At 36.2% G+C, this 23727-nt stretch carries 16 protein-coding genes; 6 read left to right on the forward strand and 10 right to left on the reverse strand.

Features of this window, described 5'->3' with window-relative positions; all coding sequences use genetic code 11:
• The first annotated feature begins 217 nt into the window (after positions 1-217).
• Both JCM15579_RS05970 and JCM15579_RS05975 read left to right on the forward strand, forming a co-directional pair.
• Positions 218-3040 carry an FAD-binding and (Fe-S)-binding domain-containing protein gene (locus tag JCM15579_RS05970; RefSeq protein ID WP_054717169.1) on the forward strand — a complete coding sequence of 941 codons (2823 nt, stop codon included), beginning with the start codon at positions 218-220 and terminating at the stop codon, positions 3038-3040.
• A 193-nt stretch (positions 3041-3233) separates the two neighbouring features.
• Positions 3234-4466 (forward strand): DcaP family trimeric outer membrane transporter, encoded by a 1233-nt coding sequence (locus JCM15579_RS05975; protein ID WP_054717172.1) that lies wholly within the window; start codon positions 3234-3236, stop codon positions 4464-4466.
• Between the two features lie 561 nt (positions 4467-5027).
• Here the strand turns inward: JCM15579_RS05975 and JCM15579_RS05980 are convergent.
• Positions 5028-8516: a PPi-type phosphoenolpyruvate carboxykinase family protein gene (locus tag JCM15579_RS05980; RefSeq protein ID WP_054717176.1), complete on the reverse strand. Its 3489-nt coding sequence runs from the start codon at positions 8514-8516 to the stop codon at positions 5028-5030.
• A gap of 369 nt (positions 8517-8885) precedes the next feature.
• Between JCM15579_RS05980 and JCM15579_RS05985 the strand changes: the two genes are divergently transcribed.
• Positions 8886-9809: a PfkB family carbohydrate kinase gene (locus JCM15579_RS05985; protein ID WP_172677372.1), complete on the forward strand. Its 924-nt coding sequence runs from the start codon at positions 8886-8888 to the stop codon at positions 9807-9809.
• A gap of 182 nt (positions 9810-9991) precedes the next feature.
• On the opposite strand, the gene pdxH is transcribed toward JCM15579_RS05985, so the two are convergent.
• Both pdxH and JCM15579_RS05995 read right to left on the reverse strand, forming a co-directional pair.
• The gene (pdxH, locus tag JCM15579_RS05990) at positions 9992-10636 is read right to left on the reverse strand and encodes a pyridoxamine 5'-phosphate oxidase (protein WP_245625844.1); all 645 of its coding nucleotides are present in this window, start codon (positions 10634-10636) and stop codon (positions 9992-9994) included.
• A 10-nt stretch (positions 10637-10646) separates the two neighbouring features.
• Positions 10647-11045 (reverse strand): DUF8840 domain-containing protein, encoded by a 399-nt coding sequence (locus JCM15579_RS05995; protein WP_054717180.1) that lies wholly within the window; start codon positions 11043-11045, stop codon positions 10647-10649.
• Positions 11046-11202: 157 nt separating this feature from the next.
• On the opposite strand from JCM15579_RS05995, the gene JCM15579_RS06000 reads away from it, so the two are divergent.
• On the forward strand, positions 11203-13119 hold the full coding sequence (locus tag JCM15579_RS06000) for a transglutaminase-like domain-containing protein (RefSeq protein WP_172677373.1): 1917 nt from the start codon (positions 11203-11205) through the stop codon (positions 13117-13119).
• A 104-nt stretch (positions 13120-13223) separates the two neighbouring features.
• Positions 13224-15431 carry a DUF3857 domain-containing protein gene (locus JCM15579_RS06005; protein WP_054717186.1) on the forward strand — a complete coding sequence of 736 codons (2208 nt, stop codon included), beginning with the start codon at positions 13224-13226 and terminating at the stop codon, positions 15429-15431.
• Positions 15432-15510: 79 nt separating this feature from the next.
• Here the strand turns inward: JCM15579_RS06005 and JCM15579_RS06010 are convergent, their stop codons facing one another.
• The 7 genes from JCM15579_RS06010 to JCM15579_RS06035 all read right to left on the reverse strand — a co-directional run bounded on the left by JCM15579_RS06010 (position 15511) and on the right by JCM15579_RS06035 (position 22316).
• Positions 15511-17016 carry a cytochrome c3 family protein gene (locus tag JCM15579_RS06010; protein ID WP_054717189.1) on the reverse strand — a complete coding sequence of 502 codons (1506 nt, stop codon included), beginning with the start codon at positions 17014-17016 and terminating at the stop codon, positions 15511-15513.
• 131 nt (positions 17017-17147) lie between these two features.
• Positions 17148-18842 (reverse strand): hypothetical protein, encoded by a 1695-nt coding sequence (locus tag JCM15579_RS06015; RefSeq protein WP_054717191.1) that lies wholly within the window; start codon positions 18840-18842, stop codon positions 17148-17150.
• 124 nt (positions 18843-18966) lie between these two features.
• Positions 18967-19371, reverse strand: a complete 405-nt coding sequence (locus JCM15579_RS06020) for a c-type cytochrome (RefSeq protein WP_083464560.1) — start codon at positions 19369-19371, stop codon at positions 18967-18969.
• A 42-nt stretch (positions 19372-19413) separates the two neighbouring features.
• Positions 19414-20058: a hypothetical protein gene (locus tag JCM15579_RS06025; RefSeq protein ID WP_054717209.1), complete on the reverse strand. Its 645-nt coding sequence runs from the start codon at positions 20056-20058 to the stop codon at positions 19414-19416.
• Positions 20039-20536, reverse strand: a complete 498-nt coding sequence (locus JCM15579_RS20680) for an NrfD/PsrC family molybdoenzyme membrane anchor subunit (protein ID WP_218186075.1) — start codon at positions 20534-20536, stop codon at positions 20039-20041. Before JCM15579_RS20680 ends, JCM15579_RS06025 begins: the two co-directional genes overlap by 20 nt.
• Before the next feature lie 20 nt (positions 20537-20556).
• Positions 20557-21381, reverse strand: a complete 825-nt coding sequence (gene nrfD, locus JCM15579_RS20685; RefSeq protein ID WP_218186076.1) for an NrfD/PsrC family molybdoenzyme membrane anchor subunit — start codon at positions 21379-21381, stop codon at positions 20557-20559.
• 35 nt (positions 21382-21416) lie between these two features.
• The gene (locus tag JCM15579_RS06035) at positions 21417-22316 is read right to left on the reverse strand and encodes a 4Fe-4S dicluster domain-containing protein (RefSeq protein ID WP_054717210.1); all 900 of its coding nucleotides are present in this window, start codon (positions 22314-22316) and stop codon (positions 21417-21419) included.
• Between the two features lie 242 nt (positions 22317-22558).
• On the opposite strand from JCM15579_RS06035, the gene JCM15579_RS06040 reads away from it, so the two are divergent.
• Positions 22559-23719 carry an adenylate kinase gene (locus tag JCM15579_RS06040; protein WP_054717211.1) on the forward strand — a complete coding sequence of 387 codons (1161 nt, stop codon included), beginning with the start codon at positions 22559-22561 and terminating at the stop codon, positions 23717-23719.
• The last annotated feature ends 8 nt before the right edge of the window (positions 23720-23727 follow it).

The raw sequence follows: 23727 nt of genomic DNA on the forward strand, positions 1-23727 counted from the left end.
TATCCGGAAAGTTGTTTTTAAGGTGTAATTATCGTGTTGAAGAAGCCTTGAAGTGTTTGTTGTTTCGTGGTTAGGGTTCAAAAGGCTTCCCCAGCAAGAGTAGAGAGGAAGGTCAAACTTTTTGGATAAGCTCAATTACTGAGTTAAGAAAAAAATGTACATTTGTCATACAAGTTACCAATTGTATTTGTGTGACAAAATCAAAAATAGAAGATAAATGTTAACAGGAGAATATAAAACACTATACGATAGATTAGTAAGAAGTATTGATAAGAAACGAATGTTTCATGATCCATTGCATACTTTAGCATGGGGAACTGACGCTAGTTTTTACCGTTTGATCCCAAAATTGGTAATCAAATCGAAAAATGAGGAAGAGGTAAGTTTGATTATGCGTGAGTGTAATGATTTGGATATTCCGGTTACCTATCGTGCAGCAGGTACAAGTTTATCGGGTCAGGCAATTAGTGATTCTGTATTGGTTGTTGCTGGTGATCATTGGAAAAAGCATAGCATTTTAAATGATGGTGCAGCCATTCGTTTACAGCCTGGTATTACAGGTGGTAGAGCCAATGCGATTCTTGCACCTTATGGCAAGAAAATTGGACCAGATCCGGCTTCCATTAATGCTGCGATGATTGGTGGTATTGCAGCCAATAATGCTTCAGGAATGTGTTGTGGTACCTCCGAAAATTCATACAAAACATTAGATTCTATTCGTGTTGTTTTACACGATGGAGCGATTCTAGATACATCAAGTGAGGAAAGTAAGGCTTCATTTAAAAAGACTCATGCAAAACTTTTGAGTGATTTGGAGAATCTTGCGAAAGATGTTAAAGCAAATGAGACTTTACACAATCGTATCCGCGATAAGTTCAAAATGAAGAACACAACCGGGTACAGCTTGAATGCTTTAATCGATTACACTGATCCTTTTGATATTTTGGCTCACATCATGATTGGTTCTGAAGGTACACTTGGATTTATTTCTGAGTTGGTATATAAAACCGTTGTTGAGCACAAACACAAGGCTTCTTCATTAATGATTTTCCCAGATATTGAGAAAGCATGTCGTGCAGTATCAACTCTTAAATCGGAGCCGGTTGCAGCAGTAGAACTTATGGACCGTGCTGCTCTTCGTTCTGTTGAAGATGATGAGGGAGTTCCAACTTACTTGAAGGGATTATCGGAAGGTGCATCGGCAGTTTTGGTTGAAACCAGAGCCGAAAGCAATGATGTATTGTACAAGCAAATTGATATTATCAAAAATTCTATCAAAGAGATTCCTGTTGAGATTCCAATTGAATTTACAGATGTTCCATCTGAGTTTGCGATGCTTTGGAAAATCCGTAAAGGTTTGTTGCCAACAGTTGGTGGTATGCGAAAAACGGGTACTACCGTAATTATCGAGGATGTTTGTTTCCCTGTGCCAAAATTGGCGGAGGCGACTCTTGATTTACAAGATTTGTTTAAGAAGTATGGATACTCTGAGGCTGTAATTTTTGGTCATGCACTGGAAGGTAACCTTCACTTTGTTTTCACTCAGGATTTTGGTACTCAAGAAGAGATTGATCGTTATGCTGAGTTCATGGACAAATTGGCTGTATTGGTTGTAGAACGTTACGATGGTGCACTAAAAGCAGAGCATGGAACAGGTCGTAACATGGCTCCATATGTTGAAATGGAGTGGGGAACCGATGCTTATAAGTTAATGAAGCAAATCAAGGAGATTTTTGACCCAAGATATTTGATTAACCCTGGTGTGATTTTAAATGCGGATAAGCAGGCCCACCTGAAGGATTTAAAACCTCTTCCACCAGCGCACGAAAAAGTAGACAAGTGTATGGAGTGTGGTTTCTGTGAGCCATCATGTGTATCGCATAACTTGACATTAAGTCCTCGCCAGAGAATTGCAACTTATCGTGAAATTAGCCGACTAAAAGCGAGTGGTGAAAAACCGCACGAATTGGCTACTCTAATCAAGAACTTTGATTATGAAGCAATGCAGCTTTGTGCTACCGATAGTTTATGTGCTCTTGCTTGTCCTGTAAAAATTGACACTGGTAAATTGGTAAAAGAACTTCGTGCAGATGAGGCTTCACCTAAGGCTAAGAAAATTGCCATGTGGTGTGCGGACAATATGGACAAGGTTCAATCGTACGCCAAAACAGGTTTGAACACAGTAAACTTTTTCCACTCTATATTAGGCTCAGGTTTAATGGGTGGTATAGCAGGTGGTATGAGAGCCGTTTCGGGAAATGCAATACCTCGTTGGAACAAGGCATTTCCTAAGGGAGCACCAAAAATAGTTCCTCCAACTGTGGATAAATCAAATCCTAAAAAGGTGGTTTATTTCCCATCATGTATCAATCGTAGTATGGGAACATCGAAGGATTACGATGAGAAGATTGCTTTGACCAAGAAAACGGAAGAGCTAATTAAAAAAGCTGGTTATGAAATCATTTACCCAGAAGATTTAAATAGCCATTGTTGTGGTATGGCATTCTTAAGTAAAGGTTTCAAGGAAGCAGGTATGAAGAAGTCTAATGCTCTGGAAGCAGCTCTTCTGAAGGCTAGTGAGAATGGAAAGTATCCCGTTCTTTGTGATATGAGTCCTTGCTTGTATACCATGAAAGAAAACATGGAACCTAAATTGAAATTATACGAACCTATTGAATTTATTACTGATTATTTAGCTGATCATTTGAATTTCACTCCTGTTGACGAAACAGTTTCAGTATTTGCAGTTTGTTCTGCGAAAAAACTGGGTGTGGATGGTAAGTTGGTTGAATTGGCACAAAAGTGTGCTAAGAATGTAGTAAAACCTGATACAAACTGTTGTGGTTTTGCTGGTGACCGTGGATTTACTCATCCGGAATTGAATGATCATGGATTGCGTGATTTGAAAATTCAGCATCCTGCAGATGTGAAGCACGGATATTCAACAAGTAGAACATGTGAGATTGGACTGACTATGAATAGTGGGGTTTCCTATCAATCTATTATCTACTTGGTTGATCGTGTAACCACAGCTAAATAATAAAACCTATTTGATTGATTTTAAGATTGAAACAGGCGTATTCTGTAAAGATATTTACTTGCATGCCGAATCGGGGTACGTCCTGTTTCAAGCTTTAGCCCATAAAACAGCATGGATCGAACATGTAAAATTTAATCTTGAAGATTAAAATTTCCTGTGAGTTCATGTGACCTTAATATGAAAATCTAAACACATGAAAAATTTATTTGCAATAGCATTGAGCTTGTTGCCATTGGTAAGCATTGCTCAGAAAAAAGAAGATATAAAAGTTAAACTTGGTGGATTTGTTTCTGCAGAAGCGATTTTTGATACAAGAAAAACAGTAAATGCTCGTGAAGGTGATGTTATTCTTTATCCAGCAGCCAAATCTTACGATATCAATGGAGAAGATTTAAATGATCGTTCTGAATTGTTCATGACTTCAATTCATTCTAGATTAAATGTTGGTATAACAGGTTTTCAGGCATTTGGAGCCAAAGGTTCTGCTACCATTCAAGGAGATTTTGTAGGAACATCAAACGATAAATCAGGTTTATTTCGCTTAAGACATGCATTTATTAAACTTGATTGGGGAAAAGATGAATTATTGGCAGGTAAGTATTGGCATCCAATGTTTGTTACTTCTTGTTTCCCTAATGTACTGCATTGGGGTGGAGGTCTTCCATTTAATGTATTGGGAAGAGCTCCTCAGTTCCGTTACACTCGTAAATTCGATAAGGGGTATGCATTTATCGCTGCCTTATCTGAATTGGATTTTAAATCTACTGGACCTGATGGTGCAAATGTAAAATATGTGCAGCAGGCAAGCATTCCTGAACTATCGGCTCAGGTAAAATACGATTTTGCCAAAGGATTTACTTTAGGTGCAACTGCAGGAGTTAAATTTTTAAAACCAATGATTGAAAATCCATTGGGAGCAAAAACAGATGAAATGTTATCAAGCGTTCAAATGAATGCATGGATGACTGTGAAATCTGATAAGGTGGTTTGGAACCTTCATACCATTTATGGTCAAAACATGTACAACTTTGTGATGTTAGGTGGTTATGGTGTGAAGAACGTAAAAGCAAATGGAGATTACGAATATACAAATATTACCACACAATCTATTTGGTCTGATATTTACACAACTACAGGTAATGTTCGTTACGGATTATTTGCAGGATATACTAAGAATCTTGGTGCAAGAGATGATTTGGCTACAGATGCCAATGGTTTTGTGGGATTGTATAGCCGTGGTTCCAATATCGATTACGTATATCAATTTGGTCCAAGAGTAGAGTGGTATTCGGGTAAGTTCATGATTGGTACACAAGCTTTATATACTGCAGCTGCTTACGGAACAACTCAATTAAATGGTAAGGTTGCAGATTCGTCGGAAGTAGGAAGCGCTCGTTTCATGGTACACTTAAAATACTCTTTTTAACAAAAATATAAGACTAAGAAAGCCTGTTTTCAATTTTTGTACGTTTAGCTAGTATAAATATACTGGTGTTTTTACAAAGCCTCAAGTTTAATGCTTGGGGCTTTTGTTGTGACTGTTCTTATAATAGTCTAAAAGAGAGTGTTATAATAAATAACTGGATTGTGCCAAGCTGTTACATGGAGAAGTTTAAAAAATCAATTTATTAATTATGGTTTGTATAGAATAAATATAAAAGTTTAAATAATTGTTTAAAAATGTTAAAATTTGAAAAAATCTTTTATCTTTAAAGTCTAATTCCTACCGAAAGGTAGTAATGAGTTAAAGGTTCAACCGTAAGGTTGGTTAGTAGGTTAATTAACCCTTTAGAATTGTTGCCCGTGATTCCCCTATGTCACGGGCTTTTTTCTTTTTTATAGTCCCATCTTATTTTGCAAAATAAATAACAATTTAAAATTTTATTTTTAGGATATACCTAGATGATCACAGCTAATTGTAATTAAAAATAAAAGGGCAACCCATATGGAAATGAGTTACCCTTTTTGTTTATTATCGAAGGTTTAATTATTCAGCTTTTCTGAATAAAGGATCAGCACCAATTGTACCTACTAAACTTTCAAGGTATTTAGCGGATTTAACGTGTTCTAGATCCTTCTTGGCTTTTGCATATCTATCGGCAAGACTTAGATCTTCGCTCCATTCAGCATTCAATCTCTCGGTCATGAATGATTCAATGTATGCAATTTGCTTTTCGTAGAATTCAATATCGATTTGTTGCTTGCGTTTCAATCTTTCTTTGTACCAATCAGAATTGATTACTACATCACGATCGAATTGTTTACGCAATTCAGGATCAGAAATCTCTTTTCCTTCGTATTCGCCGTAAGCCATAATGCTTAATAGAATCTTCAATGGAGGAATCGCAGCATCAACACTATTATCCTTAAAGTAGTTTATTGCAACTTTTTCTTGAGCTTCGCAAATGTTTTTAATACCATCTACATATGACTCCATATCTTGAATCTCTGGCTTCAACATTCTTTCGTTGAAAACATTTTGAGGCTCATCGAAGATACGATTCATATAACGGAACAAGAACTCTTCAGTAATACGATATCCTAATCGAGAAGCATAGATTTTTTCTCCATTGTATTCGAAATCATTTAATTTTTCCAATGAGCCTTCATTGATTAACAATTTAGGATCACGATTTTCTTCTTTCAAACGACACCACAATTCAGGAATCAACAATGAAACATCATGGTCGAATCTGTTCTCGATTCCTACATGACCTGCTGCCGATGAGAATCCTTGATATCCGGTAAGGATATAAGAAAGTAAGGCATTGTTCAGGTCGGTAGTTGGCGACAACATATTAAAAGGACCTTTTGTTAATGCTCCCTCGGTACCCGCTCCGGTTGTTGATGGAGATTTACCAGTTAAACTACAGATGAAGTCCATGAACAATTCAGGCAATTCCTGGTAGTGGATTGGATTGTAAACACTCAATGCACGAATTCCAGATTCTTTTTCTGGCGGATTGTTTCTTCTTCCTGGAAGAACTGCATTTACTGGATGATATACCGCTTGATCCAATGGAATTCTTCTTGCAAGACGAATTCCTACCTCAGCCAAACGATCATCAATTGGGTTTACCAAATCAGGTCTGATCTGAAGGTATCTAGGATTTTTAGATGGTGCACCATCTACAATTCTAGGGTGTGAAGGAGAAATAAAATAGTTAGACTTTTTACTATCAGCTCCACGTTTAATCACTTCCTGAATTGGTTTGGTATACATGTCAAAACCAATTGCATCAGCAATTAATTCCTTACCATCTTCAGTAGTCAATGGTTCGTAGTTTGATGTAAAGTTATTTCTCATCGATAGATCTGCCTCAGCTTCTTTATCGTATCCTCTGTGAATTGCTTCGTCAGGACGCTGGAAGAATCTTTTCTCACAGTTGGTTGTAATCTTAACACTCTTGTTACTGTATATTTCGTTAAGATTTTTCAACTGATTTGCAGGAAGTACTACAGAAGCAGTAATATCATCTTCCATTTGAATTTTAGCTGCAGCAATAAAGTCTTGACGCAATTTGTTCAAATACCATGAGTTGTCATTAGCGAATCCTACTCGTAAGTAGCTGGCAACAATCTTGCGGTTGTTGAATAACAATTCGTGACCTTTTCTACCGTTGATTACGTCAACCGAGAAGTAATCTCTCCAGTTGCTGTCGGTACGTTCCGGACGATAGAATCTCTTAACGAATAACACCAATGCCTTAACGTGATCTGGAATTGTATTAAGGAATTCATTGTACTCTTTGGTATAATATTTTGAAGGAGTTAATAATTTCACCACAGATCCTAAAGAACGATTAGAACTTAATAAAGATCTTGATGGTTCTGTTCTATCTGGGTGATCTTTCCAACGTTTTGTATAATCATGATTAATTACTTCATCAGCTAGGTTAAAGTCTTTCTCCATGTCTTGTACATAGAACGAACTATAAATAATAGCATTCAGAAGTGATTTAGAAATTTCCGACTTTCCTCCACCTGACACAGTACATGGCTTATGACAGAAAGTACCTTCTGAAGCAGTGCTTACCAATCTCCAAGATGGAGCAGTTGGATGTTTCTCCATGTGCATTTTATATCCAGATGGATGTACATAGTAATGATCTGGCAGTAATCGAATGCTTTCTTCTTTTCCATCTTTTTCCCAGCTTACTTTACTTTGGTAAAGATCGATGTTTGCATTTTCATTGATATAATAAATGTTTGGATACTCCTTATCAGTAGCAAATCCTTCAGGATATACATCCATGGTTGCACCAAATTCTTTTACTACTTCATCGTAGCTGTATTGCTTTTTCAAAACGTTCTTCATGAACAATGATCCGCTAAAGCTGTCTCCTAAATTCTTTCTTGGGAAGGCGATAGCTCCACCAGCATGCTCTTCTTCAGCTAAGCCATACAAGTTAGCAGAGAAACTGATTTGTGTTTTGATCTCTTTTTTCGAGTATCCGAAATAGTTATCAGCAATTAAAGTTACTACAACACCATTCTCGCTTCGGCAAGTTAATTTAAATGCAGTACCGTTGTTGTAAAGTTCGTCTTCTTTGATCCAGCAAACACCATCTCTTTTCTGACGCTCTGTAGCATCATCGTAATGAGGTAAACCTAACTCTTTCTTGGTAAGATTGGTCAATTGTGGAGCCAAAATAATACATCCGGTATGTCCTGTCCAGTGTTCAATATCCAAACCAGCATCGTTAGCAGGGATGTTTGGATCACCAGCGTTACCGAAGATTGATTCTACAAAGTCCAAGTTGCTTACAAGGCTACCAGGAGCAAAAAATCTTACTTCCATAGATTTTTGGCTAATTACATCTTTTACTTCAGGACAAACAATTGGGCGAAGTAAAAGAGATACCATCAATTCGGCTTTATCTTCTTGAGCAGAAGTAAAAGGCAATTGCTTGGTTTCTGCAGAAGGAGTAAGTGCTGCTTTTAAGAATTTTGAAAATGCTATTTTAGGTACTTCGATTTTATCCAAAGGTACAGGAAGACTGCCCTCTACAATATGGAATGATCCTTTGGTAGTTCTTCTGTCGTGTTTTGGGTTGTGAAGTACACCTTGTTTTATTCTATAAGAACTTAAAAGTTCTGTAATGTGTTCATCCTTGTTTGGAGGCAAACTTAATTCTCTTGCAATTCCAGGTTGGTCAAGAATAAATGTATTAGTAGGAAGTTGTGCAACTTCATCGTCTACATCTTTTAAATAATCATTCAGAAAGTTCTGTATACGTTGGTCGGCAGGGCAAAGATGATCCGCTAATAAACGTGATTTAGCTCTGTAGTTTTGAATTAAGCTTTCAGTCAGTTCAATAAATTTCGGATCAGATAATTGCTTTTTCCCCTCTTGGGAATCTCCTTTGTAAATAGGTTGCCCCATAGAAGCCAATTGAAGGTTGATATAACGGATTAAGTCTTTTTGACTACCCTTAACCTTCTTATTAATTTCGCTTGGTTTTTTACTTTGCATATGTCTCCAATTTTTGTTTGCTTAGGGAATGACGGAATCAAAAATACTTTATTTTTTCACTTGGCAAAAATTCCTGCATTCCACACTATAGACACAATCCCTTCAATTTAACCTTGCTATTTTTAGTTAGATAAAATTGGATGAATCGAAAACGATTTAATCTTGATTGTTCGCGCTTAGTTTAGATTTAATCTAAATTATAGGATTTTCAGAGATTTATTAAAAATAGGCTTGCGAGAGTCGACTTTTTACAAAAATAGGTCATTTTTTTCACATTCCTTTAGCAAAAAAAGAGTCTAATTTGATGATTTTATTAATTCATTGGTCATTTTCTATAATTTTGAAATGTTGAGTTTAATTGAATATGTAATGAGAAAAGTATATACCATTGGAGATTGTGTTTTGGATCTGTTTTTTGAAGATGATAAACCTATAGAGGCAAGACCTGGAGGTTCATTTTTAAATTCATCGGTTAGCTTAGGACGATTGGGTATTGATGTATCCTTAATTAGTGAATTGGGAGAGGATCGTGTAGGAATGCAGATTATCAAGTTTCTTAAGCAAAATGACGTTGATACTCAGAAGATATCGCGTTTTAATGATACAAACTCAAATTTGGCCTTGGCTTTTCTAGATGATCAACGAAATGCAGACTATGCTTTTTATAAAACCCGGGCAGGAAAGAAATCCTGTATTGAGTTCCCTGATGACGTAAAAAAGGATGATGTAATACTTTTTGGTTCTTTTTTGGCAATAAAGCAAGAGCTAAGATTTGAGTTGGTAAAGTTTTTAAAATCCTGTAAAGAGAAAGGTGTTATAATTATTTACGATCCTAATTTTAGAGCGCAGCACCTGCCTTTGTTGGAAGACGTGCTTCCATACATTAAGGAAAATATGGAATTAGCCGATATTGTAAAGGCTTCGAACGAAGATTTTGAGTTGATTGGTGGAGTAAAATCGGTAAAGGAGGCAAAGGATTGGCTGAAGAGTTTTTCAACAGCTTTGTTGATTTATACGGCAAATAAAAATGGAGTATTTGTATATACAGACAAATTGCATTCATTTTCGGTACCGCAGATAAAACCCGTAAGTACGGTAGGAGCGGGAGATACCTTTAATGCTTCCATAGCTTACACTATTGTTACTGCCAATATTGGCAAAAAGGATATTGTGTTTCTAGGAAAAGAACAAATACAGGAAATGGTAGAGTTTGCTGTTTGCTGTTCTCAACATGTATGCATGAGCTATGATAATTTTGTTTCGCTTGAGTTTGCTCATAAAATCAAGAAATAAAAACACCCTTCCTGGACTGGGAAGGGTGAATTAACTACATACAATTTACTGAGTGAGAAGAATACTTTTAGCCAATTCATCTCATAACTATATTCTTGAGATAAGTAAAAGGTAACCCTGGGAAATTCGCTTTTCTTGGTTTATTATATCAACGTATAAATAATGGTGACGAAGATTACTTTTTAAGGGGCAAGTCTTCGATGAATCCACGAGTTTTTCTCAATTTTGTATTCAATTCTGTCATTTAATCGATTTTTTCTTCCTTGCCAGAATTCAAATAAATCAGGAACCAATTTGTATCCTCCCCAGAAATCTGGCCTTGCGAAATTTTCTCCATGTTTTTCAATAAATTCCATAACCATCTTATCCAATTCGTCACGGTTAGCAATTACTTTACTTTGTGGAGATATAGCAGCAGCAGTTCTGCTACCCACTGGTCTTTCGTTAAAATAAGTGTCAGATTTTTTAGCGTTTAGCATTTCAATTTTCCCCTCAATTCTAATCTGGCGCTCTAATTCAGGCCAAAAGAAAACCAAGCTTGCAAAAGGGTTGTTCTCAAGTTCTTTGCCTTTTTTGCTATTGTAGTTTGTAAAAAAGCAAAATCCATTTTCATCAAATTCTTTCAATAATAATATTCTTGATGATGGTCTGCCATTACTCGATACTGTGGACAAACACATTGCATTAACATCAGGTAGGTTCTGTTCTACCGCTTCAGAAAACCAAATTTTAAACTGTTCGAATGGATTCGAATTGATATCTGATTCTAGCAATTCTTTTTTTCCATATTCATGCCTAATGCGTTTAAATTCTTCTTTCATTGTCATAATCCCGATCTTAGTTATTGGTTGGGTCAAGCAAGATATTTGGTTCTATTGTCAGTCCTGTGTAATTAATATAATACTGACCATCTTTTTCAGGGAATTGCATTCCTGATTCATCTTTAGCATCAGCATTTGCTACACCAACGTGAGCAAATAGAATCTTAGCTTTGTGTTTATCTGCATGCTTAATAATTTCTTCGGCAGCAACTGAAGTTAGAGATCCAACATCAGGATATGTGCTAGTCTTTACTACAATAAAATGCATTTCATCGTCTTTTCTTGCTAGAATTTGAGGATTCTTGTCAAATTCAATATTTACAGATAGGATTTCAAACTCATTTTTGATGTGCTTGTAAACCCACTTGATTCCCAATTCATGAAGTTCTTCACCTGTCAACCTTCTCTTACTCATATTTCGATTTGTTCTTTACTGCGAATATCCTCTTTAATTAAAACAAATCCAAATAGTTTTCTTAAAGTAAAAAGTTTATAAGACATACTCTAGTCAATATAAATATGATTATTTTGGAGTTATTTATTAAAAGGATCGGTTTTATAATATGTCTGATGTGTATAGAAAATTTTGTTTTACTGTTCTAATTGTTTTCTTGGGTTTTAATTGCGATTTGAAAGCGCAGGTTGAACTCAAATCTAGTTATGAGTTACTTGACGAGAGTCAAGAGAAAGATGCTCTTATTGAATACTGGAAAACTACAATCACTTTTGAAAGGTCTAAAAGTGGGGGGATGCCGGTTGTGAAAGAGACCGATTTGTGTCGTATTGTTCCTTTGCAAAATAACTTGGTAATGAGACACTATTTTGTTAGTTCTCATAAGCAAATCACAGATTACAAATTCTATGCTGGTGGCTCAGGACGAAAAAGCATAAAGCCAGTGATAGGAGATAGTAATACACCAGGGATTTTTCAGAGCGATAGCAAATATTATTACTTCTCAAGAAATATCAAACCAAGTGACCAGTATGGGAAATTTGAAGTGAAAAGTATTACCGACGACTTACGTTTTTATACCAGAGCCTACATGTCAGATATGAAATTGTTCACGGCGAATAGAGAAATTGAAGTATTGGTTCCTGCCTGGTTGGATATAAAAGTGAAATTGTATAATTCTGATCATGTAGATCTAACATGTGAAGTAGATTCACTACCTGATGGAGATGTTCTTTATCGTTATACTGGCAGAAACTTAAACGCTCCTTTCCAATCTGATTATTTTCCAGGTTATGCAAATGTGCATCCGCATCTTCTGTTTTTATACAATCGGTATAGAACAGTGGATGGAGAGTGGAAGCCTATTTTGAAAAATGTAGACCAGTTGTATAAATGGTATAAGGAAATGAGAGGGCCAGAGCAATACGATTTGGAAAAGTTTAAAGCGATTAGCTCGGATGTGGTTTCTGGAGCTTCTAATCAACTTGATAGTATCAAAAAGGTTTTTTACTGGGTTCAGGATAAGATAAGATACATTGCTTTTGAACAAGGAATAGATGGTTTTTGTCCGCAAAATGCCTTATCCGTTTATGAGAACAAATATGGCGATTGCAAAGGGATGTCGAATTTGTTGAAAGCCATGCTTACTAGCCTTGGATATGATGCGCGCCTGGCATGGTTAGGCACCCAGGATTTGCCCTATACATATAAAGAGCCTTCCATTGCAGTTGATAACCATATGATTTGTGTGCTTTATCAGGGTAAAAGAAAATATTATCTGGATGCCACTGAAAAGTATTTGAAGTTGGGTGAAACGGCCAGCAGGATTAATGGCAAGGAAATTCTCATAGAAAATGGAAACTCTTTTGTAATTGATACGGTGAGAAGGAGTGCAGAGGATATTTCCAGCGAAACATACCACTATCAACTAAAATTGAAGGGAAATAATTTGAGTGGTAAGCTGAAATTTCAGCTGCAAGGGGAAGCAAAAAGGCATTTCTATATGAGTTTATCACAATTATCAAGATCGGAGCAGGAGAAGAATATTAGTGAACTAATGTGCAAGGAAGATAATTTACTTTTGGATTCCCTTAGTGCATTGCCCGCGACTTTTGACAGAGATTCAAATTTGAGTTTAACAGGAATCATGTTAAAAAACAATGCTTTAAGACAAATTGCAGATGAGCGATATATTGGAATTGCCAATTTAATGCCTGAAATCAATTTTGATAAAGATACTTCTAAAAGCAGGCATATAAGGTTTTCTCAAGTCATAAACCAATTGAATGAGACGACCTTGGAAATTCCGGAATCTATGGAGTTGTGCTATTTACCAAAGCCATTAGTTTTTGAATTTGACGATGCTTTTTACAGGATGGAATATTTGTTGGATGGCAATTTGGTAAAATTTAAATCGCATTTGTATATTCCTTATAAAATCTACAAACAGGAACAAATAAAAGACCTTGCAAAATTGTTCGATTACCAGCATAAATCAAGAAAGCAGAAAATTATCTTGAAGGAAAAAAATAGATGAAGCGAACATGATTAAATAATTATAAAATTCATGAGGGAATACTTGTTTATCTATTGTAAATTAGATGTTAATATGGCATTAGAATGAAAAAATAAATAGATAAAATGAAGAATATCATACTATTTGGATTAGCATTAATTTCGATGCTTGGAATGTCATACGGACAAACCGACTCGTTGCGTGCGGAACAATTAAGAAATCAATTCTGGGAGAACAGATCGGAGCAGTGGACGAAAATCGACATCCCTGAAAAATGGAAGGATGAATCAGCCGTTATTCTGAACAAGGAAACCTACTACTGGGTGAAGAAAATACCTCTTTTATCGTTTTTGGAAGAGCAGTATCATACCCACAAAAGAATAAAAGTAATAGATGATAAGGCCATTAAAAGTTATTCTGAGTTTTCATTTGCTGAGAGTCAAAAATACTACAGCCTCTTCTGGGGATCTTCCAATCTTCATTACTATTATGGTATTAAGGTGATTAAAGCTGACGGGAGTGAGCAAATAGTGGGAGAGTCTGATAAGATTCATACGGAGGTAAAGCACCGAAATAGGAAGGTGGGCTATCAAAAAATAGCCATACCTAATCTGGAAAAGGGCGATGTGATTGACTATTATTACTGTATGGAAAGAAGGTTTTCAATGGATCAATTCTATATGTTTGATCCGGTACGATATTTTCTAAATGATAATCATCCCATTGTAAGGCAAGAGTTAACATTGGAAATCGCTCGGAAATGCTACCTGAATTGCAGATCGGTTAATGATGCTCCTTTGATGAAAGAAATAGATACGGATGTATCAAAGGCAGTTAAATATCATTTGATTGATGAAGAGAGAGAGAAGTTTGAGAATGAAATTTTGGCTTTTCCTTATTCTGAGCTTCCATGCATAAAATTTCAAGCTTTTTTCCCTGGTGGGGCTTTTGCATACCCAGTGTCATATGCTGACTTTTTAGGTGAGAGATTAAAAATGAAAAATACTGCCTATCCTCAAGGCTTGGCAAAACTGGCAAAATCTGTAAATACGGCTGGAGCTGGTACTTTTTATCCTGTATTGAAGAAATATATTATCTCAAAGTATGGAAAAGAAAGACCTGAGAATGTAGAAAAACTTGTTCATGATATCTATTTCTTTTTACGTGAGTATTGGTGTCAGCAGCAGTTTTTTGTGAAGAATCAGAGAACTAATTATTACAATTGGTTTACGATGTATAGTACAGTTGGTGGTATTAGTAGAATTTTAAAAATGTATGAGATAAAACACGACTTGCTGTACATTATGCCCAAGTATATTGGAGAATTGGATGATTTACTTTTTCTGGATGAGTTGAATTTAGGTTTACATGTGAAGGGAGAGGAGCACCCTATCCTAATTACAAAGATAAATCCGTACAGCCTGCCATCAGAAATACCTGACTTGCTAAGTGAGATAAAAGCATATGCAGTGCCATCCATAGGGGAAAATCCAGTTGTGTCAATATATACTTTTCCAGAATTAAAGAGTGAGAATGAAGAAAATATTGTATCTAAACTAAAATTCGATCCGGAAAATGAAACTTTAATAATTGAGTCGGAATTTACAATTACTGGTTCTTCGAAATTAGAATGGGATACACTGGTGATGACCAATAAGGTATTTTTCGATGAGTTTAAAACTGATCAGTATGGTAAATTTATTAACGATAGGGATAAGAGAAGAAAACCAGAACAATTAAGGGCTTTTAATGAAAAGCTGGGAGTAAGGTTTGCTGATGAACAGAAGAAGAGAACAGAAAGTCTTGAAAAATATTTACAAGAATTTTATGGAATTCAAAACTGTAATGTGGTTGATTTCAAGTTGATTTCATCGGGGCGTTGGACTGACTCTTCATCGCTTAATTTTAAGGTTATCTGGGAGAGCTCTTCCTATGTTTCCCAGTTTGGAGAAAGAAGTTTGTTGAGTGTAGGCAGATTCATGAAAAAAACACTGGGGGAAGAATTTTTACAAAAGGATCGTATGCTCGATATCCATTTCAAAAATAAGGAGGTGATGTCGTATGAGCTTGAACTAGAGTTACCCGAAGGTTTTGATGCGAAAGGAATCAAGGAACTGCAAGACAATTGGGAGGATGATTATTTTTATATCAAGTCAAATAGTGAGAAACAGGCCAATAAGGTGATTATCCAATTTGAAGTAGGTATCAAAAATAGTCATTTGCCTGTGGAAGAATGGGATAAAGTTCGCAACTTTTTTGCAAAGATCTCAAATCTGTGCGAAAAGCAAATCGTCATTCAACAAAGGCAGGATAATATAGTTACCCAAGAATAAGAAAACAGAGCCAACGCAATTGTTGGCTCTGTTAGTTTTAGTCTATTTTGTAATTACAGGACAATATTAGATATTTTTTTTAAGGATATAAATAAGCATGACATTCAGTGCAATTGTAATCCTTCCAGTCAGTTCCAATATCAACCGGATGTTTAAATTCCAAACTTTTTCCAGAAATAGCAAACTGTAATGAATCTACTTTTCCTTGTGAAGTTATGGTATGACAGAGATTACAATCTTTTGAAATGATGCGTCCTTCTTCTGTTGCATGCATGTTATCGTGACAACGAAAGCATCCTTGCGATTCCATGTGGCTTTTATGATCAGGGTAAACATCCCAGCGCACTTTCATGGCAGGAAAATTATTCTTGTGATAAGCCATTTTAATTCCCTCAATAGCTTGACTAATATCTTCTTTAAAAGTGGAAGAAAGTTTAGGGTATTTTTCCTTATAGAAATCTAAGACTGTCTGTTCTATAATCAGATTGGCACTATCTTTCGTACTGTAAGGTGATTTTAAAGCTTCCATTGCAGCCATTTTTATGAAAGGAATTTTATTATTGATACTGCCATCGGCTAAAGCTATATCGATAAAATCAGGAGGAGATAGATATACGTGTGACGGGCGGTTGTGGCAATCCATGCAATCCATAGTATGAAGTTTTGCATCGGCATAAAATGCAGAGTCTGGTTCCATCATTTGGTCTTTGTAGATGTGCTCTTCTCCTGTTTTTAAGTTGGTATACTTCACCCATTGTATGAACTCATTTTTCTCATCAGTTGTCATGAATTCTATTTTGATATTAGGGTTGATATGCCAGTGAATTCCTTCAGAAAGCTGTTGAGTATGGTGATCAGGACCTGTTTTCATTAGAAGCTGAATGTTCCATTCAGTATTCAGACTGTCGGCAAGGAAATTTCGTTGTTTTTTAAAGCGTTTAGGGTAGAATTTTTCCGGCCAGTGACAGTGTTCACAGGTTTCCTGGGCAGGTCGTAAGTTGGCAATTGGTGTGGGAACGGGACGTGGAAAATTGTCAGAGATAACGGCATAAACCTGGTACAATCCACTTAGTTTTGAACGAACAAACCAATCAGCTCCTTCTCCTACATGGCATTCAACACAGGCAACTCTGGCATGTGCAGACTGCTGGTAAGTTACATATTCCGGTTCCATAACTTCGTGACAAAGCGTGCCGCAAAATGCTACAGATTCGCTGTAAACAAAGGCTTCGTAGCTACCAATGGATGAAAGAAAAAGAAAAATAAAGCTGATGATGACAAAAAGCGAAAATGCATTTCGATGTTTCTGATCGTTTAAATCAACTCTGGGCCATCTTTGTGTTCCTGTAATAAATTCTAGCTTGCTGCGTTTGCGAATTTGCATTATCATACCGATTGGAATCAATATCATTCCAATAACCATGATAACTGGAAGCACTATATAAATGATTAACCCCATATAGGAACTTCCCTGATCGAAGATTACAGAGATTACAAAAAAGAATACGATAAGAAAAAAGGCAATTGTCGCAATACTTGCTCCCAGAACCGAGGTCCAATTGTAAAAAGATTTAGGTAGTTTCATTTTGAAGAGATTAGTTTACTGTAATTTATTTAAATCCGTGAGATTATGCAATTTATAGGGCTAGTTTAAATTTAATATTGGTAAAAATAAGCCGCTATAAGGAAGATGAACTCCATGGTACTTAAATTCATTTAAGATGCTTTGTTTCCATCTTTTGGACTGTTTTCGGAACTGTCTTTGTGTTTTTTGATTCTCTTGGTATAGTACAGTGAAACTCCTAAAGAAATACTTGCCAAGAAGAAAAAGGCGATTACCCGATACCCCAGCTCCAAATGCGCCAGATCAACGAATAAAAGATATACAACGGTTATAAATAGAGTGCAGATTGCCAACCATCGGTATTTGAAGTTTTTAAGTAATATGCTTGTCAAAAAGAACAATCCTGCAGTAGCTGTCCAGCAAAGAGTGGTGTATTCCTGTGGGATAGCATGGTATAGACCGTAAAGCATCATTGTTAAGAGTGCTCCCAGGTACATGTTACGCATAAGATCTGTTCGTAAACTTAGACGTTCCTTCTTCCAATTGAGGATGCGAGCGGAACCAAATGAAACTATTGCAAAGGTAAAGCTGATCATTCCGGTAGGATTTTTATAAGCTAAATAACTTATAAGAATTCCCAGGAATAATATTGTATTAACAATGGTAATTAATCTGGATTTAAACCAAAGTGCTATCGAAACCACCAGTAAACTTTGAAGAGCAAGCCATAAAAAAGTATTGGGGAGTTGAGAATAACCATAAACGGAGACACTTAATGCCATGAAACCAAAACAAGCATAGAAGGACATTTCAAATTGACTACTCTCCATGGATTTCAGGATAACAGAAAAGATTAGAGATAGGAGTGCGAGTATTCCAAAAATTCCAATATAATTATCCTGATAAAAGAAGATTACATTCATTACCAGCATAACAGTGAAGCATATTCCATTCCAGATCAGAAGAAGAAGAAAAAGATTGTCTGAGATGGATAGTTTTCTTCTTAGTGGAGCAATTAATGAATAGACTCCAAAATAGCACAATAAATAAAGGAGATTAAACCCATGACTGCTTATCTGTCTTATAGAATGTTCCATTATTGGATTCCCCAATAAAAATGACAAATGGGAAAAATAAACCAGGAATAGAAAGAATAAAAAAATGTGCCACCAGGAATATCGAAGTAGAAAAAATAATGTGATACACGAAGTAAAAAGCAGTAAAGAGAACTGTAGCTGCAATGACTCAGAGAAGACTGCAGTTAAAAGACATAGAAGTATGCCCATACCACCGTAAAGTTTTGACTGTTTTTTTACGGCAAGGTAAATCTGAATTCCTGATATAATCAGAAGTAGTGAGATAACAATCCAAGACTGTGAGATAACTGGTTGGGGAGTAAAAAAATGCAATAATAAACTTACATAGTACAGAAGCAGGTGTGCACTAAGCTGAAGCATGAAAGACAAATGAGAGAAGTTCTTTCTGAGCACATGAGATAAGGCGAACACACACAGAACAGAAAAATATCCAATTAGGCTTGAAACAATAGGATGACCTATGTCTTTTGAATAGTTCATTAAAAAGATAATCCCTATTAAAAGAACAATACTTCCCAACCAGGCCAAGCCAAATTCCCCAACCTTGAATTCAATACCATTCTCAGTTTGTTCAATTCCTGAGGGAGATGCTTTTTTCTCGGGAAAATCAGGTGAAGAAGATAATACTCCTTTCCTAAACTGTAAGTTTCCCAGGTATTCTTCAATTCTTGAAATCCGTTGTTCTAACAATTGTATTCTCTTTAGCAATGAATCATTGTCAGAACGATTAGTTTGATTCGATTGAGTCATAATTCGATCCCTCTAAGCTTGAATGTAATTCTATATTATCTGCTTTGGCAAAGTAGGATGATAAGTTGATGTGTTACGCCTGTTATATGTTATATCATTGCTTTAGGAATGAAGAAAAAGTTCCTCATTCCTTTTTTAATGTTCGCATATAATTGACCAATTGCCAACGATCCTCTTCTTTTGGGATTTTTTTCTCAAAATTGGGCATTTCATCTCTTCCTATGAAAGATTTAAAATAAAGTTCCCCGTCCTTTTGCTTCTGAAAATCCTGAAGAGAAAAATTAGGTACGGCAGACTTAAGTCGTTTAGCTTTTACTCCGTCACCCAGACCTTGTTTGCCGTGACAGGAACTGCAGTGGACTTTGTATAATGTTTTTCCTACAAATTTCGCGTCTGTTTTATTGACATAAGGATTCTTGAGATTTACATACTTGTCTGGCACCTTCCACGGTTTAGCCTGATATTCAATCCACGCAAGTGACAATGCTGAAAGCAGAAGAATTAATAATACATTGATTGGATTTTTCATGATGTTGATTCTTTTAAATTGTGAAAAATTTTAGCTTCGAATTTATTTGTTGTCGGAACTTTTATCTTGTCCGACTTTTTTAACAGAGGCAGATTCCTCTTTGTAAATCATATATAGTTGAAAGAGAATGTAACCAATTATTCCCCATACAACCAATAGAATAGAGTTTACCAGCAAGATAAGGCTCATTGGCGCATTTGCCCTTGCAGCCCACAAGCTTCTTTTATTTTGCTGTTCATCAATTACCAGGGGTATTCCCCAGGAGATGGTTTCTTGTATTGTGGTATCCCGGTAGGGTGGAGTATCTTCAATTTTTACCAATAGTATGACATTTCCCTCAGTGTCGCCAGGAAGATCTGAAGGGAATTCAATTTCCACTTTCCCCGATTCATCCGTTGTGTTGAAAACACTTCCAATAGGTAGAAGGCTAAAGCTTCTTTGTACGTAAAAGTACAGGTCGATCCCTGCTACAGGAGCTCCCATACCCACAGGGTGTTGTTCCCGTACAATTGCAGTAATTAGCTTGACTGAATCCGTATCAGAGAAGTGAAGCTCAATTTTAGTCCCTCTTTCCTGTGCGAATACTTCCGTAACGAAACCCAAAAAGAAAATTACAATAACAAGCCTTTTGGTGGTTTGATACAGTACACCTTTAATGGGTAAGAGATTATTTTTTTGATGTAACATTGTCTGCGATTTTGGATGATCGATTATTTATGGATTCTGTAATAGGTATAACAGGAAAAATTTTCATCATCAAACTTACCATAAGTATTACTCCAGCAAATGTGGCAAAAGTGATCGCCCATTCTTCCCATGTGGGATAATAATGGAGGTAGGATTCGTCCACGTCCTGAATTGGTAAGTAGGGGTGTTGTAAAGATGGAATTACAATTAAAAATCTCTTAAGCCATGCACCCAAGATTACTAGGAAAGAAACCAGTAACATGATAAGTGGTCTTCTTCCACGTCGGAAAAGTAGGATGATGATGGGTAGAATTAGACCTATGATCTGAACAAACCAGTACATGGCAGAATATTTTCCTGAGAAAAGTTCAGTAATATGCTCTCCTTCGACTCCTACCATTTTAAAAGCGGGTCCCAGATATTCATTAATGTTAAAGTACAAATAGACAAGAGATAACAATACCAGGATTTTTCCCATTTTGTCAAAATGTTCGTGTGTTAGATAGTTCTGAAGGTTGAAATTCCTTCGAACAAAGTACATTGCAATAACAATAACTGCTGCTCCAAGCATAAAAGCCCCGGAAACAAAATAGGCCCCAGATTGGTGCTGTCCCAACCAGGGCGCCATGTAGTAGCAAATAACCACGACGTTATAGTGTGTATGGCAAAAGCTACTGGAATGACCATTATTTCCAGAATAGAGGAGGCCCTGTGTAACCTTTTTTGTTGAATAGGACTGCCTTTCCAATTCAATGAAATAGCCTTATAAAGTCTTTTTTTCCATTGAGGGATTCCATTTAGCTGATCCCTGCAAATGGCCAAATCGGGAAGAAGAGGCAGTAGCAATAAAAGAATACTAATTACCAGATAAGTAATGATAACAATAACATCCCAGATGATGGGGGATTGAATGCGGCCATGTGTAATAACATGGAAAAATCGATCGGGGCGTCCCATGTCCACAATAATTATAATACTAGCACAAATAATAGAGGCTACTGCCACCATTTCAGCAATCCGTGTTAAAGGGTACGACCATTTTGCATTGGCAAGCTTGAGAATGGAACTGATTAAAGAGCCAACCAAACTTACAGCTACAAAAAATACAAAGTTGGATATGTATATTCCCCAAGAAGTATAATCACGCATTGCAGTAACAATTAAGCCATGTTTAAGTTGTTTGTAGTATGCGAAAATTCCTAACGCAATAACTATCGATAATACCAGCATAAGAAATTTGAAATTTCGTCCTGACTTGAGAACAGGAGTTGTCAAATCATTCAAAATTTGTTGGTTTTCTTTGGTTTTAAGAATTGATTCCATATTGTTTGGGAGAATTTTTGATCTACAATTTGTTATTATTCTTTAAATGGGAAAAGTCGATCAACCGGAGGGAGATAGTAAACATTTGGCTCAGTGCCGAGCTCTTCTAGATATCGGTAACCTGCTTTGTCTTTTAAGAGTTTACTCAAACGAACTGTATCAACACCATTGGTAACAGCATCTTCATTGGCATCTCCAAAGTATAAAACCCCGTTCGGACATGCTGTAATACATGGTGGAAGTTTCCCTTCCCGCAAATGATCTGGGCAGAAATCACATTTTTCAACTGTTCCGACCTGGCTTGGTGTACTTGTTTCGGGAGAATAATGGGCATGCTTACTATTGCCTATAGGCTTTGGTTTTCCCCAATTAAAAACCCTGGCAGAGTAAGGACAGGCTGCCATGCAGAATCGGCAACCAATACATAGCTGATTATCGATAAGAACAATGCCATCAGATCGTTTGAATGTAGCACCAACCGGACAAACCTTAACGCAGGGAGGATTGTCACATTGAAAACATTTTTTTGGCATCCAGTAAGGTGATGAATGTGGATTATCTTGTATTTTTAATACCTTGATAAAAGGGCGATCTGGTGGCAAATTATGATGTGCTTCACAGGCTTTTACACATTCTCTTGCGTTTTTACATTTTGCCAGATCAACTACCATAACAAATTTTTTTCCAGGAATTCCCTTACGCGATTCTTTGTTTGAAACAGGTTTGTGGTGGTGAATTTCTTGCAGTTGATCGGCTTCAACTTCCATAAGCTTTCCTTCAGGAGTGAGTACTTTAATGGTTTGAGATGATTCCGTTTTTTTTGAGCAGGAGGAAAGAGGGAATGCTTGTACTCCAAGAAGTGTACTTACTCCAATTATTCCACTTGACTGTAAGAATTTTCGACGGCTTTTGTTCCTTTTGTTTTGCATTTTCATATGTAAATGATTCAAAGTGTAGGAAAAAAAAGATTGTATTGGGTTGGATATCTTTAATATAAGAAATTTAGTCTGTGAGGAAAAATTTTTTTTGATCTTCATATGAAGAAGAAAAAGGTGATTGGGATTTATGGTGACTTTTGAATTTTGTTAAAAAATATCTGTTTCTTGAATTTTAGGTGCGGAAATGCTATTTTAATAGTTGTTTTTAGGAAAGTTCATTAATTCAAATGCTTACCAATATGATAAATATTGCTTTATTCGGTCCTCCTGGTGCAGGAAAAGGGACACAGTCTGAATTCTTGATTAAGAAATACAATCTGTTTTACATTTCTACGGGAGATCTTTTGAGAAAAGAAATAAAGGAAAGGAGTAAATTAGGATTGGAGGCACAAAGTATAATTGCGTCTGGAGGCTTAGTTTCCGATGAGATTATTGTACAGATTATTGAAAAAACCATTACCGAGAATCCGGATGCAAATGGATTTTTGTTCGATGGATTTCCCAGAACTTATATTCAGACCTATATTCTGGAAGGTTTGATGATAAAACTAAATACTTCCTTAAATTGTTTGATAAGTTTGGAAGTAGAAGAGGAAATATCGGTTTCAAGATTATTGAATAGAGGTAAAACTTCAGGAAGATCAGATGACAATGAAGCTGTTATAAGAAACAGGTTGAGAGAGTATAGGGATAAGACATTACCAGTTCTTCAATTTTACAAAGACAAAGGAATTTATTATGGGATTAATGGAAATCAATCCATTGATAAGGTAAATCTGGAAATCCAGAAAGTAATTAATGAAGAACTTGCCAAGAGCTTGTACAATGTTGTATTGTTTGGATATCCAGGATCAGGAAGAGGATCACAAGGCATAGCCTTGGCCAAAGAGTTTGGTTTGGAATATGTTGCTACGGGACAAATGTTGGATCATGAAATTAAAAGTGGTTCTGAAATAGGTAAACATATTATTAAATTGTATGAGAATGGAGAATTGGTGCCAGACGAGATTGTTGTTCAGTTGATTGAAAAGAAGATAGAAAGCTCCAATGGTGTGAAAGGATTTATTTTCAAAGGCTTTCCAAGAACTTTAGTGCAATCCTATATTTTGGATGGTTTATTAAAAAAACACAATTCGTCGATTAGTAAGATTATAGAAATTGAGGTGCCTACGCTTGAATTAATTAACAGGTTAGATGCCAGAAGTAAAACTAATAGATGTATGCCTTACGATACCGAAACTTCAAAAATTGTGAAGCGATTGCAGGAGCATGAGCATAAAACGGTTCCTGTGATTGAGAAATACAATCAACTTCATGGGGTAATGAAGGTGGATGGAGTGGGAGAGTTTGATGAGGTTTTTGATCGGATTGCAAATGAAATTAAGGATGATATTCAATAACTCTAATA

Source organism: Marinifilum fragile JCM 15579 (assembly GCF_001310955.1).
Taxonomy (GTDB): domain Bacteria; phylum Bacteroidota; class Bacteroidia; order Bacteroidales; family Marinifilaceae; genus Marinifilum; species Marinifilum fragile.